This window comes from Croceibacterium segetis (genome assembly GCF_011320115.1).
In the GTDB taxonomy this organism is placed as follows: domain Bacteria; phylum Pseudomonadota; class Alphaproteobacteria; order Sphingomonadales; family Sphingomonadaceae; genus Croceibacterium_B; species Croceibacterium_B segetis.
In genome coordinates this window covers 344,479-358,865 of the sequence record NZ_JAANOZ010000002.1, presented here as the reverse complement: position 1 = coordinate 358,865, position 14,387 = coordinate 344,479, and the positions used below count along the sequence as shown (strand labels likewise).

The window sequence follows — 14,387 nt, the reverse complement described above, 5'->3', positions numbered from 1 at the left end:
AATACGGTACCGGCAAGCGGATGCCGATCAAGGCCACCCGCGCGCTGCTCAACGCCGCGCTCGACGGCACGCTGCAGGATGCCGAGTTCCGCAAGGACCCGAACTTCGGCTTCGACGTTCCGGTGGCGGTCGAAGGCGTCGACAGCGCGATACTCGACCCACGCTCGACCTGGGCGGACAAGGAAGACTACGACCGCACCGCGGAGAAGCTGGTCTCGCTGTTCGTGGACAACTTCGCTCAGTTCGAGGCTCATGTTGACCAGGGCGTGAGGGACGCTGCCCCGCAAGCCGCCTGAGTGCCCTCAGCTCGATAGTTCCGGCGGCACTGTGCCGCCTTGCCCGGCCAGGTCGGCCATCACGCGGGCGTGCAGCCAGTTGTCCATCTCGCGCGAACCGTCGAGCGGTCCGTCGTAGCCTAGCTCCTGCGCCAACGCTTCGCGCGCCTCGAGGCTCGAATCGACACCGATCAACGTCATCAGGTCGACGATCGAGGTGCGCCAGTTGAGGTGGTCGGCACCGGGCATCGAGTCGAGATGGTTTTCGATGTCGATTGCGTGCGGCTCGGCCTCGGGCGCTCGACCCGGCGGCGTCGCCTCGCCGGCCCCGGGCCGCTCGCGCCGCCGTGAACCATAGACACCATCACGGATCGAGCTGAGAATGCGCATCGCGGGGCTCCTGTCCTGCCGTCTCCGGTCAACCGGCCGTGCCGGGCGGGGTTCCGCCCCTGCAGCCGATCGGTTAGGCCGATCCAATGGACAATATCGCTCTCTCGCTGGCCATGCTCCTCGCAATTGCCCTGATCGGCGGAGCGGTGTGGCAATGGCGGCGCAGCGGGCCTGACAGGAATGTCTGGCTGATGCTCGTGCTGGCGGCGGTGGTGCTGGCCAACGTCGCGATCTGGGTCATTCCCGACCGCAACGGCGTGGCCCCGGTCGACCGCGCCGCTGCCGGGCCGGGCTGATCTAGCGCGGGATCTGCCAGCGGACGCTGCTGCTGTAGGTTCCGACGACTTTCTCGCCGTTCTCGTTGGTCGCCGCCTCGAAGCGGGCGCGCGCCGTCACCGCCTTGCAGGTCGCTGCGTCGAGTCCCGGGTGGCCGCTCGAACGCACGATCTCGCACGCGCTGACGCGGCCGTTGGTGCCGACGATGGCGCGGAAGAAGGCCGTGCCTTCATTCCCTTGGCGAAGGTCGCGCGATGGGTAATCGTCGGTCGTTGCCCAGCCGCTTGGTTGATTGCGAGGCGCCGCCGCCTTCGGCTTGAGGCCGAGAGAGGTCGGCGGCGAGTAGGTCGCAGTCGGCGTCGGGGTGACTTCTACTCCGACACTCTCGTCCTTCGTTTCGATGACGGTATCGTCCGTCTTGGTCAGGGGTGTCTTCTGCTCTGATGCCGTCTCGCTTTCGGCACGGGGCGAGGGCTTGTCCGTTCGTTCGGGCTGAGGCGGGGGTGGTGGTGGAAGCGCTATCGTCCCGCCGACGAAGGGCACGTGCGGCGGCGGGACAAACTTTGCCACCAGCCCGGTCACCAGGACATAGCCGATCAGCGCGTGAATCACGATCACGCCGGTTATGGCGGTAGCCCGCCGGGCAGGATCGGTGGAACGGTCGAAATATGCCATGACGATGCTCCTCTTCCAGGCGTGGTCGCTTGAGCGACTAATGTGATAATATCACATTACATAAAGTGAGCAAGTCGGCAAGCGGGGGTTGACCGGACAGGCAGAAGTTCCATTGGCCCAAGGCCATGCAGCCGTTGAAAACGCACTTCTTGCGAGCCAATGCCGTGCGCCTTCGCCGCCGCCTGCGCGAAAGCGAGGCGGCGTTCATCGTCCTGGCCGCTGTGGTTGGACTGGCGGCGGGCGTGGCGACAAACCTGATCGGGCTCCTTGCGCACCAGATCCAGCACTTGTTCTACGGCGTCGCGATCAACCGCTTGAGCGCGATCGGCTCGATCCGGCATCCGTGGAAGCTGCTCGCCTTGCCGCTCGGCGGACTGCTGATGGTTGCGGGCAATTACTACCTCCGCCGGCGTTCCACGGGGCAGATCGACGTAGTCGAGGCCAATGCCCTGCACGGTGGCCGAATCCCGTGGATAGATAACCTGATCGTCTCGGCGCAGACCATCGTTTCGAACGGCTTCGGCGCTTCGGTCGGGCTCGAGGCGGCCTATGCCCAGGCGGGAGGCGGAATCGCCTCGCTGCTGGGGCAGGGCTTCGCGCTGCGGCGCAACGACCTTCGGGTTCTGGTCGGAGCCGGCGCAGGCGCGGGTATCGGCGCGGCGTTCGGCGCGCCGCTGGCGGGCGCTTTCTATGCCTTCGAAATCGTCATCGGCGCCTACACCCCGGCGGCGATCGCGCCCGTCGCGGCCGCGGCGCTGGCATCGGCGTTCGTTACCCGCAGCCTCGGCGTCGAGCCGTTCCTGATCGCCACGACGACTGCCGCCCGCGCAATCACGATCGGCGATTACCTTGCTTACGCGATTCTGGGCCTGGTCTGCGCGCTCGCCGGGATCGCCGTCATGCGGCTCGTCGCGGCGGTCGAATCGCGGGTGCAGGCGAACTCGCCGCTCGGCCGCTGGGCTCCCCTTGCCGGCGGGGCGCTGCTGATGCCGCTGGCGTACCTGTCGCCGCAGACGTTGTCTTCCGGGCACGGCGCCCTCCACCTCGACCTCGCGCTGCAGCCCGCGCTGACGTTCCTCGCGGTCGTGATCCTGCTCAAGGTTGCCGCGTCGGTCATCTCACTCAGCTTCGGGTTTCGCGGCGGGCTGTTCTTCGCCTCGATGTTCCTCGGCTCGCTTGTCGGCCAGGGCTTCGCCGAGCTCGTCAACATGAGGGGCATCGCAGTACAGCTCGACATTACCGACGCCGCGCTCGTCGGAATGGCGGCGCTTTCGGTGTCGATCGTCGGCGGGCCGATGACGCTGGCGATGCTGACGCTTGAGACCACCCACGACTTCGCCCTGATGGGCGTGGTGCTCACCGCCTCGCTGATCGCCAGCGCCTATACCCGAGAGCGGTTCGGCTATTCGTTCTCGACCTGGCGGTTGCACTTGCGCGGTTCGCGCATCCGCAGTCCGCGCGACATCGGCTGGACGGCCACGCTCACTGCCGGGCGGATCATGCGCAAGGATTGGGTCAGCTTGCCCGAAGCGCTCTCGGTCGACGCGTTCCGTGCGAGCGTGCCGCTCGGCTCGACCAGCAAGGTGCTGGTGGTCGATTCGGACGGCCATTACCGAGGCATCCTGCAGACCGCGCTCGGCTATTCGCCGGACCTCGACCCGACGACGACGATCGGCACCCTGGCCCAACTCGATCACGCCACGCTCGAGCCACGGACCGACATCGTGGAGATGCTACGGCGCTTCGAGGCGAACGCCGCCGACGAGCTGGCGGTGCTCGATGCCGAGCGCCGCGTGCTGGGCGTGGTGTCGGAGAACCACGCGCGGCGCCGCTATTTCGAAGAAATGGAGCGCTCGCAGAAGGCGCTCTACGGCGAAGCCGCCTAGCGGATCGGGCATTCCGGCGAGAGGCGGAAGTCGAGGTAGTTGTCGACCGACTTCATCAGCTCTTCGGTTTCGTTCTCGAAGAAGTGATTTGCCCGCGGGATCTCGTCGTGGTGGATGGTGATGTGCTTCTGCGTGCGCAGCTTCTCGACCAGCTTCGTCACCGCGATCGGCTGGACGACGGTATCGGCCGCGCCCTGGATGAAGATGCCCGAGGCCGGGCAGGGGGCAAGGAAGCTGAAATCGTACATGTTCGCCGGCGGCGCGATCGAGATGAAGCCGCGGATCTCCGGACGGCGCATCAGCAGCTGCATGCCGATCAGCGCGCCGAAGCTGACCCCGGCGATCCAGGTGGTCTGCGCCTCGGGATGGATCGACTGCACCCAGTCGAGCGCGGCGGCGGCGTCGGAAAGTTCGCCGATGCCGTTGTCGAAGCTGCCCTGGCTGCGACCGACGCCGCGGAAGTTGAAGCGCAGCACGGCGAAACCGCGGTCGGCGAAAGTCTTGTAGAGCCGCTGGACGATGCGGTCGTTCATCGTCCCGCCGCCCTGCGAGTGCGGGTGGAGGATCATCGCCACCGGCGCGCGCGGGCGCGGCGGGGGAGCGAAACGGCCTTCGAGGCGGCCTTCGGGGCCGGGGAAAATAACGGCGGGCATCGGCGTGCTCTGAATATGGGGTTGGCGCGGGTGGCGCGGGTCGGGTTGGCGGCTATATAGTGAGCGTGCAACTTTTCGCAATTCCCACGCCATGAGCCGTATCTATCTGGATCACGCCGCGACCACGCCGCTGCGCCCCGAGGCGCGCGAGGCAATGCTGCGCGGGTTCGAGATCTGGGCCAACCCCTCGAGCCCGCACGCCGAAGGGCGCAAGGCGCGGGCGGCGCTCGAGGACGCGCGCGAGCGGGTCAAGCGCGCGCTCGGCTGGGAGGGCGAGGTGATCTTCACCAGCGGGGCAAGCGAGGCGGCGGCGTTGGCCTTCGATCACGCGTCAGTGCTCCATGAGGTAGCCAGCGTCGTTGAGCACGATTCAATCCATTCGTTTGAAGAATACCGCGGCGTCGATCTGGTACCCGTGACTGGCACAGGCGCGGTAGACGTGCAGCGTCTGTCCAAGGCGACAACGGAGCCGTCACAAACTGGTGAAGGCGATGTCGAGAACCGCACCCTGGCTGCCGTCCAATATATAAATTCCGAGACCGGCAATCGTCAGGACATCGGAATGGTCGCCGAAATCGTGCATGGAAACAATGGCTTGCTCCTGGTGGATTGCTCTCAAGGCGCGGGGAAGTTTCCCATCCCCGGGATCGCCGACCTGGCAATCGTCTCGGCGCACAAGTTCGGCGGCCCGGTCGGCGTCGGCGCGCTGCTGGTGAAGGACTTCGCCATGCTTCACCCGATGGGCGGGCAGGAGCGGGGCTATCGGCGGGGGACGGAGAACCTCCCCGGAGCGCTGGGAATGGCCGCCGCACTCGACGCCTGCACCGAGCCCTATCTCGATCCGGGAGTGCTCGAGCCGCTCGACACCCTGGCGGAGGAGTGCCGCGCGCTTGGCGGCACATGGCTGTCCGACAGGCTCGCGAATCCGACTCCGTGCATCCGCGCGATCGCCATGCCGGGCCTTTCCGGCAGCGCGCAGCTGATGCGCTTCGACCTTGCGGGCATATCGGTCAGCCAGGGCAGTGCCTGCTCCTCGGGCAGCCTGCATTCGAGCCACGTGCTGAAGGCGATGGGCGTGCCCGACGACGAAGCCGCCCGCACCATCCGCGTCAGCTTCGGCTGGAACACCACCCGGGCAGAAGTCGAGCAATTCTGCGAGGTCTGGCTTGCGATGGCTCGTGAGGCAGCCGAAAGGGCCGCATGATCTACCTCGACTACCAGGCGACCACCCCCCTCGCGCCCGAGGCCAAGGAGGCCATGCTGCGCTGGCTCGACGGGCCGGACGGCGACGGGTTCGGCAATCCCCACTCCTCGCACCGGCTCGGGCGCAAGGCGGAAGCGGCGGTCGAGGTCGCGCGCGAGCAGGTCGCGGCGCTGTTTCCCGAGGGCGGGACGGTGGTGTTCACCGGGAGCGCGACCGAGGCGCTCAACCTCGCGCTTCGCGGGTGCGAACCGGTCCGCGCGGGCAAGCCCATCGCGGTCAGCGCGATCGAGCATTCGGCGGTGCTCAACACCGCGCTGGCGCTCGATCCCGGCTGCACCATCCTGCCGGTCGACCGCGACGGGCTCGTCGACCCGCAGGTCGAATTGCCGGATGGCCTCGGCGTACTGTCGGTGATGCAGGTCAACAACGAGATCGGCACCGTCCAGCCGGTCGCCGACCTGGCCGAGCGGGCGCGGGCCATGGGCGCCCTGTTCGTGTGCGACGCGGTCCAGGCGGCGTGCAAGATGCCGATTGCCGAGGCCGACCTGATCGCGATCACCGGGCACAAGTTCTACGGCCCCAAGGGAGTCGGCGCGCTGTGGATTCGCGACGGGGTGGAGCTGGCGCCCTACCTCACCGGCGGCGGGCAGGAAGCGGGCATTCGCTCGGGCACGCTCAGCCCCGCGCTGTGCGCCGGGCTCGGCGCCGCGGCCCAGGTCGCGCTCGACACCATCGACGAGGACGAGGCCCACGTCTCTGCCCTGTTCGCGCGCGGCCGCGAGCTGTTCGCCGGCTGGGAGCTCAACGGCAGCGCCACCCACCGTTACGAGGGCAATCTCAACATCCGCCGTGAAGGCCTCGACGTCGCGCGGCTGATGTCCGACGCGCGCGAGGTCTGTTTCTCGGCCGGCTCGGCCTGCGCCAGCGAGGCGAAGAAGCCCAGCCGGGTGCTTTCGGCCATCGGCCTGTCGGTCGAAGAAGCGCGCGGCTCGATCCGCCTCGGCTTCGGCCGCTACACCACGATGGGCCAGTTCGAGGAAGGCGTGGGCATGATCCTCGAAGCCGCGCGGTTGCAGGACTGATGGTCAGGGTTCGCTTCATCGGCCGCGACGGCGACGTCACCGAGGCCGAAGGCGCGCCCGGCACGGCGCTGCTCGACGTCGCGCAGGCTGCCGGCATGCCGCTCGAAGGGACCTGCGAAGGGCAGATGGCCTGCTCGACCTGCCACGTCGTCGTCGCCAAGGAATGGTTCGACAAGCTGCCCGCGGCGGCCGAAGAGGAGGAAGACATGCTCGACCTCGCCGCCGGGGTTACCCGCACAAGCCGCCTGTCGTGCCAGATCGTCCTGGTCGATGAACTCGACGGGCTCGAAGTGCGAATACCGGCGGAAAGCCGCGACATGCAGAAGTCCTGAGTGGACTCCGGAGGGGCAGCGTGAAACCGAACTTTCGTTTCTACGACAACCGCCAGAAGTACCTGATGTTCGTCAACACCTGCTCGGAGAAGTGGGTGGTCGCGCAGCGGCTGGCACAAGAGCTCGACAACATCACGCCCAAGCCGCCCGCGTTGCGCTTCTTCGACGCCGGCGTCGGCGACGGCACCGTGCTGTCGCGCTTCCTGAGGGTGATGCACCGCCGGTTCGAACGGCTGCCGTTCTACATCGCCGCCAAGGAGATCAGCCTCGAGGACATCCGCCTGACGCTCGACAAGATGCCCGATCGCTTCTTCGAGCATCCCGAAATGGTCCTGGCGCTGACCAACCTGCCGTATGCCGACGCACCGTGGTTGACCTCGCGCGATGGGGCGAAGCCGGTAGTCTGGAAGGAAGTCGCGCTCACCGGCGCGACCGCGGCCGACTTCGAGCGCCAGATCCTCGAGCTGCAGCCGTTCCTCGCCGACCACTGGCGCACGCGGGTGAGCGAGAAGACCGGCGTGCTGCTGCCCGAAACGCCGACCGTGCTGGTGCTCTATCGGCAAGATTGCCGCTTCATCCTCGATCAGGTCATTCCCCGCGAAGGATCGGCCAAGGCCGATTTCGACCTCGTGCTCGCCAGCCAGCCCTTTCGCCTGCGCGCCGAGACGAAATTCAAGGCCGGCCGGGTGCTCGCGCCGCTTGCCCGCGCGCTCGGTCCTGGCGGGCGGATGCTGGGCATCCATTCGGCGGGCAACGATCCCGGCCACGAGATCGTCCGCCAGGTCTGGCCCGACGAGGATCCGTTCGACACCCCGGGCAAGGCGATGCTCGACGCGGTGCGCGATGCGCTCGGCGAAGAGGCGCGGGAGTTCGCCTTCGAGCCCGCCACCGGCGAACCACTGCGCTACCAGATGCACACCCTGCCCGACGAGATCGACAGCGCGGAAGCGCAGATCGGCACCTCGACCTTGCTCGCGGCCTGGAACGCCGCGACCTACGTTGCCCAGATCGAGGACGACCGGCTGGCGCAAGCGATGAGCAATTCCGCCTACCTCGACGCCACCCGCGCGGTGCTCAAGAAGCACGGCGCGCTGTGGTTCGACGACGAAAGCTATCTGGTCGTGCGCAAGCCGAAGTAAGGTGTGCCTTCCGTTATGGAAGGTGTTGTTGACATAAGGCCGCGACTCGCTTAGTCAGGCAACCCTGACATACCGTCAGAGAGACCTGACAGCCGAAGGCAGCGATGAACAACCGATTGCGAGTCCTGCGCGCCGAGCGCGGGTGGAGCCAGGAAGAGCTCGGCGGCCGCGCCGGCGTTTCACGCCAGGCGATCAATGCGGTCGAGACCGGGAAATATGATCCCTCGCTCCCGCTCGCCTTCAGGCTCGCGCGGCTGTTCGGCTGCCCTATCGAGGAGATTTTCGATGACGGGGAATGAGATCGGCGAGGGCGCCCGCGCCCATCGCCAGGGGCAGCGCCGGTTCCTGATCGGCTCGTGGATCATCGTGATCCTGATCGCCGCGATCGCAGTGGCCCTGCGCCTGATGAGCCACGGCAAAGGTCCCGGGTCGCTGCCGCCGGCCGGGGCGTTGGCAGCCGCCGCCGCTTTCGTGATCGTCATCGCGCTCGGCGTGTGGTGGAGCTTTCGCGTCGTCGACGAGGTCGAGCGGCGCTATAGTCTGATCGCTTGCACGGTCGGCTTCTTCGCCCAGATCACCATGCTCGCCGCATGGACCGTCCTGTGGCTCGGCGGCCTCGCGATCGCGCCGAGCGCGCTGGCGATCTTCGTCGCCAGCGGATTGAGTAGCGTGGCCGCCTATGCCGTGGTCAGGCTGCGCGGTTAGCGCTGGCCGCTTTCCAACAAAATGCGCGGGGAAGGCGTTCGACGCTTTCCTACATGGCAGCGGCGCAGGCATGGTTCGGCCATGAATTACGACCCGCGAGTCGCTTGTCCGGCACAGACTGAAGTTCGGCGCGCCAGAACGAGTGTCACCCGTCGCCAATGTCGCCTTTTCGCGATTAAGTGTCGGAAATATAATGGGAACATTAAGGCGACACTTTGGGTGACAGGGTCCGTAAGTGTCACCCTGTTTCGATGGGCAGCCGCAATCGTCCCGCCGAGCGCGAAGGGGTGGGGAAAGCGCTCCGTATCGCGCTGTCCGGCGCGCGGCTCGGGTGTTAGGGCCTGAGGCATGATGCCTACCGTGGATGACGAGAAAGACCCGTTCGACGCGATCGTCGATGCCCCGTTCGACAGCGCGCTGTCGGAGCGTTACCTGGTCTATGCGCTGTCGACGATCACCGCGCGATCGCTGCCGGACTTGCGCGATGGCCTGAAGCCGGTCCACCGGCGGATCCTGTGGGGCATGCGCGGCTTGCGGCTCGATCCCGGCAGCGCCTTCAAGAAGTGCTCACGCGTGGTCGGCGACGTGATGGGCAAGTACCATCCGCACGGCAACCTCGCGCTCTACGATGCGATGGTCCGCCTCGCCCAGCCGTTCACATTGCGCTACCCGCTGATCGAGGGGCAGGGCAACTTCGGCAACATCGACGGCGATAACGCCGCCGCCGAGCGCTACACCGAATGCCGCCTGACCAAGACGGCGATGCAGCTGATGGAAGGCCTCGACGAAGGCACCGTCGACTTCGTCCCGACCTACAACAACGAGGAGGAAGAGCCCTCGCTGTTCCCGGGGCTGTTCCCCAATCTCCTTGCCAACGGTGCCAGCGGCATCGCCGTCGGCATGGCGACCAACATCCCGAGCCACAACGTCGCCGAAGTAATCGACGCCGCGCTCGAGTTGATCGACAACCCGCACGTCGAGCACAGCCGCCTGATGGAGCTGTTCCACGGGCCCGATTTCGCCACCGGCGGGCTGATCGTCGACAGCGCCGAGGCGATCTCCCAGGCCTATGAAACCGGCCGCGGCAGCTTCCGGGTGCGGGCGCGCTACTTCGCCGCGGAGGTGAAGGAAGAAGCCGACCGCGAGGCGGGGATCGAGCGGCTCGGCGGCGGGCAGTACCAGCTGGTGATCTCGGAGATTCCCTACCAGATTCCCAAGGGCAAGCTGATCGAGCAGATCGCCCAGGTCATCGCCGACCGCAAGGTGCCGATCCTCGAGGACGTGCGCGACGAAAGCGACGAGCAGATCCGCATCGTGCTCGTGCCGAAAAGCCGCAACGTCGATCCCGAGTTGCTCAAGGAATCGCTCTACAAGCTGACCGACCTCGAAACGCGCTTCGGGCTCAACCTCAACGTGCTCGACGCCACCCGCACGCCGATGGTCATGGGGCTCAAGGAGCTGCTCGAGCACTGGCTGCTGCACCAGATCGACATCCTCCAGCGGCGCAGCCGCCACCGCTTGCAAAAGATCGCCGACCGGCTCGAGCTGGTGGAAGGCTACATCATCGCCTTCCTCAACCTCGACCGGATCATCGAGATCATCCGCAGCGAGGACGAGCCCAAGCCGGTGATGATCGCCGAATTCGGCCTGACCGACCGCCAGGCCGAGGCAATCCTCAACATGCGCCTGCGCAGCTTGCGCAAGCTCGAGGAAATGGAGCTGCGCAACGAACACGCCGCACTGCTGGCCGAGCGGGCGGAGCTCGAGAAGCTGCTGGAATCGCCGGCGCGCCAGCGCACGCGGCTCAAGCGCGACCTCGCCGCCCTGCGCAAGGACTACGCCGAGGACACGGCGCTCGGCCGCCGCCGGACGACGATCGCCGAGGCCGCGCCGACCATCGAGTTCAGCATGGATGCGATGATCGAGAAGGAACCGGTGACGGTGATCCTCTCGCAGCGCGGGTGGATCAGGGCGGCGCGGGGCCACCTGCCGCTCGATTCGGACTTTAAGTACAAGGAAGGCGACGGGCCGGCCTTCGCCGTCCACTGCCAGACCACCGACAAGCTGCTGCTCGCTGCCGATGACGGGCGCTTCTTCACCGTCGGTGCCGACAAGCTGCCCGGCGCGCGCGGGTTCGGCGAGCCGATCCGCAACACGTTGGACATCGATGCCGAGGCCCAAATCGCATCGCTGATCGTGCACAAGCCCGAAACGCAGCTGCTGCTCGCCTCGGACGCCGGCAAGGGCTTCGCCGCGGTGACCGACGAGCTGCTCGCCGAAACCCGCAAGGGTCGCCAGGTTGTCAACCTGAAGGCCGGACAGAAGCTGGTGGTGGCGCGCCCGATCGACCCTGCACACGACCACGTCGCGGTCGTCGGCGACAACCGCAAGCTGGTGATCTTCCACCTCGAGGAACTGCCGGTGATGACGCGCGGACAGGGGGTGACGCTGCAGCGTTATCGCGATGGCGGCTTGTCTGACGCGACCACGCTCAAGCTCGACGAGGGGCTGAGCTGGGCGATGGGCGGCGAAAGCGGCCGCACGCGCACCGAGGACGACGTCCGCGAATGGAAGGTCGCCCGAGGGGCGGCCGGACGCCTGCCGCCGCGGGGCTTCCCGAAGGATAACCGGTTCTAGATGGAGAAAGGGCCGGACCTGCCTCGCGGCAAGCCCGGCCCCCAAAATGCAATGAAGTCGCTTACGATTGCGTCTGGGCGCTGTTCAGCGCGGCGAGGATCTGGTCCTTGGTGACCAGCGCCATCAGCGCGCCGTTGTTGACCGCGAAGTACTTGCGGGTCAGCGCGACCGGGCCCTTCTCGGTCTTGAGCACGACGTTGTCGCCATCGACCTTGTCGATCGTCCCGAGCGCGACGCCGGCGTTGTCGACCACGGCGGCGCCGGCGACCAGGGCGGTGTTGAGCTTGGCGGCGGCATCGGCGTCGGCCTGGGCGGCGATCTCGTCGAGCTGCTGCTTGGTAACGCTGATCACCGGGCCCTTCTCGCTGGTGGCGAACTTGTCGACCGGGAGGGCGACAGTGTGGACGCCGGTGTTGACCACCGCGACGCCGTCCGCGACGCTGTCGACAGTGCCGACCGTGCCGCCTTGCGGGTCATAGACGGTGGCGCCGGCGGTGACCTTGGCGGCCTGGGCGAAAGCCGCGCCCGAGAAAGTCGCGAACGACAAGGCGGCGGCGGCGAAAAGTTTCGTGGTGGTCTTCAAGGTACCCTCCGGGTCATGCGGCCCGATCACGCGAACGACGCGCGCCGGCCGGGGATGAATGGGTGCGGGAAGAGCCGAGTGGCTCACACCGGCGACAGCCGATGCCCGCGGCGCCCGCCGGAGCGGACTAGGCTTAACGTTCCAGCCGCGCGGCGGCTTGGCAACCCCAAATTGGATCAATTCGCCTGAAGCTCAGATGAAGCAGCGAGGTCAGCCGGGCGATTTGCCGGACAATTCTTCCCCCAGCAGGGCCTCGACCCGGGCGCGGCCGGGGAAGCCTTCCTCTATCCAGCGGGCCTCGACCGCCTGCAGGATGCGCGCAACCTCGGGCCCGGCGGTAATGCCGCGCGCGACGATCTCGCCGCCCTTGAGTGGCAGCCGGGGAATCGGCCAGTCGACGATCGGCGCGGGGTCTTCGCCGGACAGCAGCAACCTGTCGATCGCCTGTTCGCGGCCGAGGCGGTAGGCGAGGGCGTGCGGGTCGCCAGGAGGCATGCCGCGGTCGGCGGCGGTGGCGAGGCGCTGTTTCTGCGCGCTCGACAGGCGGAGCCTCGCGGCGACCTGCTCCGCCGCCTTGGGCTCGGGGGGAAGCAGGGCCGCAAGGCGGCGGATGGCGGAGCGCGGCGCCGCAGCGGCGCACTCGGCCTCGACCAGTTTCTCGAACGCGACGATCTCGCGGTCCCCGGTCTCGGGCAGGACCACGCCGAGCACGCTTTGCTGGTACATCCGCTGGACCGTTGCGGTTGGTTCGTCGACCGAGAGCAGGTGCTGCAGCTCCCAGCCGACCCGCTCGCGGCTGAGTCCCTTGAGCATGGGCGCGAGCTCGGCGCACGCCCGCTCCGCCTCCTCGTCGAGCGTGTAACCGAAGCGCGCCTGGAAACGGTAGTAGCGCAAGATCCGCAAGTGATCCTCGCGGATGCGCTCGCGCGGATCGCCGATGAAGCGCACTCGGCGCTCCTCGAGGTCGGTGAGGCCGTCGAAGAAGTCGGTGAGTTCGAGCGTGACCGGATCGGCGTAAAGCGCGTTGATCGTGAAATCGCGCCGCGCGGCATCCTCGCGCCAGTCGTCGGAGAAGGCGATCGTGGCGCGGCGGCCGTCGGTCGAGACGTCCTTGCGCAGCGTGGTGATCTCGACCGGGCCGCCAGGCAACAGCGCGGTGACGGTGCCGTGGTCGATGCCGGTCGGCACGCTGCGGATCTGCGCTTCCTTGAGGCGCGCGACGACCTCGTCGGGTGTAAGCGGCGTGGCCGCATCGATGTCCTTCACCGGATTGCCGAGCAGGGTATCGCGCACCGCGCCGCCGACCCAGCGCAGGTTCTCGCGGCCGAGCACCTCGACCAGCTTCGCCAGGTCTTCCCGCCGGGTCCATTCGGCTTTGGGCAGTTCAGCCATCGGCCAGCTCCTGCCACGCGAGCCGCCGCGAGAGGTTATGAATGATCGACGCGGTCACGCCCCAGATGCGGTGCCCCTGCCAGTCGATCTCGAGGTACGGCCGCTCGCGCCCGCGGAACTCGCCGATCTTCTGCACGTGGTTGGCTTCGTCGAGAATGAAGCGCAGCGGTGCCTCGAACCAGCCCGAAACCTCGCGCGGATCAGGGCGGATCCGCAGGTCGGGCGGGATCAGCGCGAGCACCGGGGTGACATCGAAGCCCGAGCCGGTGACGAATCGATCGCTCGCGCCGATCACTCGCACGTCCTCGGCCGCGATGCCGAGCTCCTCGTGGGCCTCGCGCAAGGCGGCGGCGACCGCGTCCTCGCCGGGATCGAGTTTGCCGCCGGGAAAGGCGACCTGCCCCGGATGGGCGCGCATCGTTTCGGGCCGGTGGGTCAGCAGCACCCCGGGCTCGGGGCGGTCCGTGACGGCGATCAGCACCGCCGCGGCGCGCACCTCGGGCGGGGCGAAGCCGGCGTCATCGCGCAAATCGGAGAGTTCGACGCCGTGGCCTTCGTCGAACAGTCGCTGGAGACGTTCAAACAGTGCGCTCATGCCGGCTCCAGCGCGAAGGTGGCGCCCTGACTAGTGACACTGAGTCTGCCGCCGGCAAGTGCAAGCTCGACCAGCTGCAGGTACGTCGAACGATTGAGCCGCGCCTCGCACCCGCGACGCACGGCGAGATAGATCGCCGGCACTTCGGGATCGCCGGCGGCGCGCAAGGGGTGCCCGGGGCCTGCGATAACCAGTTCGTCCGTGTTGAGCCGGAACGCGAGCGCATCGCCTTCGGCGCGCAGCTCGACCGCGATGAAGGCGGCGTCCTCGACTTCGATCGACTGTCGGCACTCGGGGGTGGCCAGCCAGTGCTGCCCGCTCTCGTCGCGGGTTAGCAGCGAGGCGAAGGCACGGACCATTCCCGGGCGGGCGATCGGCCGGCCCTCGTGGAACCAGGTTGCGTCGGCGGCGATGCGCATTCGGCTGTCCGCGGTCTCGCTGGGATGCCACTGTTCGACCGGGGGCAGCTCGCGCGCCTCGACCGCCGCGGCGATCTCGGCGAGCGACAGGGACGCGAGGTCCGGCGGAGCGTCGTAAGGCATCGCGCAGACAGCGATGCCAGA

17 protein-coding genes are annotated in these 14,387 nt (G+C 67.6%); 10 read left to right on the top strand and 7 right to left on the bottom strand.

Going from position 1 to position 14,387, the window contains the following annotated elements:
* Positions 1-296: phosphoenolpyruvate carboxykinase (ATP) (locus G7B69_RS03655; protein ID WP_166176166.1), on the top strand; the 296-nt coding region annotated here is incomplete at its 5' end.
* Between the two features lie 6 nt (positions 297-302).
* Here G7B69_RS03655 and G7B69_RS03650 read toward each other — a convergent pair.
* On the bottom strand, positions 303-665 hold the full coding sequence (locus G7B69_RS03650; RefSeq protein WP_166176164.1) for a DUF3597 domain-containing protein: 363 nt from the start codon (positions 663-665) through the stop codon (positions 303-305).
* Positions 666-751: 86 nt separating this feature from the next.
* Between G7B69_RS03650 and G7B69_RS03645 the strand changes: the two genes are divergently transcribed.
* Entirely contained in the window at positions 752-961 is a 210-nt protein-coding gene (locus tag G7B69_RS03645) for a hypothetical protein (RefSeq protein ID WP_166176162.1), read from the top strand.
* 1 nt (position 962) lies between these two features.
* On the opposite strand, the gene G7B69_RS03640 is transcribed toward G7B69_RS03645, so the two are convergent.
* Positions 963-1,616 carry an energy transducer TonB gene (locus G7B69_RS03640; RefSeq protein WP_166176160.1) on the bottom strand — a complete coding sequence of 218 codons (654 nt, stop codon included), beginning with the start codon at positions 1,614-1,616 and terminating at the stop codon, positions 963-965.
* A 125-nt stretch (positions 1,617-1,741) separates the two neighbouring features.
* Between G7B69_RS03640 and G7B69_RS03635 the strand changes: the two genes are divergently transcribed.
* A complete protein-coding gene (locus G7B69_RS03635) occupies positions 1,742-3,502 on the top strand; it encodes a chloride channel protein (RefSeq protein ID WP_166176158.1) in 1,761 nt (586 codons plus the stop codon).
* On the opposite strand, the gene G7B69_RS03630 is transcribed toward G7B69_RS03635, so the two are convergent.
* On the bottom strand, positions 3,499-4,155 hold the full coding sequence (locus tag G7B69_RS03630; protein ID WP_166176156.1) for an alpha/beta hydrolase: 657 nt from the start codon (positions 4,153-4,155) through the stop codon (positions 3,499-3,501). The two genes, G7B69_RS03635 and G7B69_RS03630, sit on opposite strands and share 4 nt — an antisense overlap.
* A 91-nt stretch (positions 4,156-4,246) precedes the next feature.
* Here G7B69_RS03630 and G7B69_RS03625 point away from each other — a divergent pair, with 91 nt between their 5' ends.
* The 7 genes from G7B69_RS03625 to parC all read left to right on the top strand — a co-directional run bounded on the left by G7B69_RS03625 (position 4,247) and on the right by parC (position 11,254).
* Complete coding sequence (locus G7B69_RS03625; protein WP_166176154.1) at positions 4,247-5,359, top strand: cysteine desulfurase family protein; 1,113 nt, start codon at positions 4,247-4,249, stop codon at positions 5,357-5,359.
* Positions 5,356-6,441 carry a cysteine desulfurase family protein gene (locus G7B69_RS03620; RefSeq protein ID WP_166176152.1) on the top strand — a complete coding sequence of 362 codons (1,086 nt, stop codon included), beginning with the start codon at positions 5,356-5,358 and terminating at the stop codon, positions 6,439-6,441. The genes G7B69_RS03625 and G7B69_RS03620 overlap by 4 nt, the downstream gene beginning before the upstream one ends.
* The gene (locus G7B69_RS03615; protein WP_166176150.1) at positions 6,441-6,773 is read left to right on the top strand and encodes a 2Fe-2S iron-sulfur cluster-binding protein; all 333 of its coding nucleotides are present in this window, start codon (positions 6,441-6,443) and stop codon (positions 6,771-6,773) included. Before G7B69_RS03620 ends, G7B69_RS03615 begins: the two co-directional genes overlap by 1 nt.
* Positions 6,774-6,793: 20 nt before the next feature.
* Positions 6,794-7,912 carry a hypothetical protein gene (locus G7B69_RS03610; RefSeq protein WP_166176148.1) on the top strand — a complete coding sequence of 373 codons (1,119 nt, stop codon included), beginning with the start codon at positions 6,794-6,796 and terminating at the stop codon, positions 7,910-7,912.
* 104 nt (positions 7,913-8,016) lie between these two features.
* Positions 8,017-8,211 carry a helix-turn-helix transcriptional regulator gene (locus tag G7B69_RS03605; protein ID WP_166176146.1) on the top strand — a complete coding sequence of 65 codons (195 nt, stop codon included), beginning with the start codon at positions 8,017-8,019 and terminating at the stop codon, positions 8,209-8,211.
* Positions 8,198-8,617, top strand: coding sequence for a hypothetical protein (locus G7B69_RS03600; protein WP_166176144.1), 420 nt, complete (start codon positions 8,198-8,200; stop codon positions 8,615-8,617). The genes G7B69_RS03605 and G7B69_RS03600 overlap by 14 nt, the downstream gene beginning before the upstream one ends.
* Before the next feature lie 348 nt (positions 8,618-8,965).
* The gene (gene parC / locus G7B69_RS03595; RefSeq protein ID WP_166176142.1) at positions 8,966-11,254 is read left to right on the top strand and encodes a DNA topoisomerase IV subunit A; all 2,289 of its coding nucleotides are present in this window, start codon (positions 8,966-8,968) and stop codon (positions 11,252-11,254) included.
* Between the two features lie 61 nt (positions 11,255-11,315).
* Here parC and G7B69_RS03590 read toward each other — a convergent pair whose 3' ends face one another.
* From G7B69_RS03590 to G7B69_RS03575, 4 genes are all read right to left on the bottom strand, one after another.
* Positions 11,316-11,837, bottom strand: coding sequence for a hypothetical protein (locus tag G7B69_RS03590; protein WP_166176140.1), 522 nt, complete (start codon positions 11,835-11,837; stop codon positions 11,316-11,318).
* Between the two features lie 210 nt (positions 11,838-12,047).
* The gene (locus tag G7B69_RS03585; protein WP_166176138.1) at positions 12,048-13,229 is read right to left on the bottom strand and encodes a CCA tRNA nucleotidyltransferase; all 1,182 of its coding nucleotides are present in this window, start codon (positions 13,227-13,229) and stop codon (positions 12,048-12,050) included.
* Positions 13,222-13,824: a CoA pyrophosphatase gene (locus tag G7B69_RS03580; RefSeq protein ID WP_166176136.1), complete on the bottom strand. Its 603-nt coding sequence runs from the start codon at positions 13,822-13,824 to the stop codon at positions 13,222-13,224. The genes G7B69_RS03585 and G7B69_RS03580 overlap by 8 nt, the downstream gene beginning before the upstream one ends.
* Complete coding sequence (locus G7B69_RS03575) at positions 13,821-14,366, bottom strand: DUF1285 domain-containing protein (protein ID WP_166176134.1); 546 nt, start codon at positions 14,364-14,366, stop codon at positions 13,821-13,823. The genes G7B69_RS03580 and G7B69_RS03575 overlap by 4 nt, the downstream gene beginning before the upstream one ends.
* Positions 14,367-14,387: the final 21 nt, after the last annotated feature.

Bases quoted from the DNA above. Each gene is read 5' to 3' on its own strand.
- G7B69_RS03650 (WP_166176164.1), bottom strand. From the start codon at position 665: ATGCGCATTCTCAGCTCGATCCGTGATGGTGTCTATGGTTCACGGCGG.
- G7B69_RS03645 (WP_166176162.1), top strand. From the start codon at position 752: ATGGACAATATCGCTCTCTCGCTGGCCATGCTCCTCGCAATTGCCCTG.
- G7B69_RS03640 (WP_166176160.1), bottom strand. From the start codon at position 1,616: ATGGCATATTTCGACCGTTCCACCGATCCTGCCCGGCGGGCTACCGCC.
- G7B69_RS03635 (WP_166176158.1), top strand. From the start codon at position 1,742: ATGCAGCCGTTGAAAACGCACTTCTTGCGAGCCAATGCCGTGCGCCTT.
- G7B69_RS03630 (WP_166176156.1), bottom strand. From the start codon at position 4,155: ATGCCCGCCGTTATTTTCCCCGGCCCCGAAGGCCGCCTCGAAGGCCGT.
- G7B69_RS03625 (WP_166176154.1), top strand. From the start codon at position 4,247: ATGAGCCGTATCTATCTGGATCACGCCGCGACCACGCCGCTGCGCCCC.
- G7B69_RS03620 (WP_166176152.1), top strand. From the start codon at position 5,356: ATGATCTACCTCGACTACCAGGCGACCACCCCCCTCGCGCCCGAGGCC.
- G7B69_RS03615 (WP_166176150.1), top strand. From the start codon at position 6,441: ATGGTCAGGGTTCGCTTCATCGGCCGCGACGGCGACGTCACCGAGGCC.
- G7B69_RS03605 (WP_166176146.1), top strand. From the start codon at position 8,017: ATGAACAACCGATTGCGAGTCCTGCGCGCCGAGCGCGGGTGGAGCCAG.
- G7B69_RS03600 (WP_166176144.1), top strand. From the start codon at position 8,198: ATGACGGGGAATGAGATCGGCGAGGGCGCCCGCGCCCATCGCCAGGGG.
- parC (WP_166176142.1), top strand. From the start codon at position 8,966: ATGATGCCTACCGTGGATGACGAGAAAGACCCGTTCGACGCGATCGTC.
- G7B69_RS03585 (WP_166176138.1), bottom strand. From the start codon at position 13,229: ATGGCTGAACTGCCCAAAGCCGAATGGACCCGGCGGGAAGACCTGGCG.
- G7B69_RS03580 (WP_166176136.1), bottom strand. From the start codon at position 13,824: ATGAGCGCACTGTTTGAACGTCTCCAGCGACTGTTCGACGAAGGCCAC.
- G7B69_RS03575 (WP_166176134.1), bottom strand. From the start codon at position 14,366: ATGCCTTACGACGCTCCGCCGGACCTCGCGTCCCTGTCGCTCGCCGAG.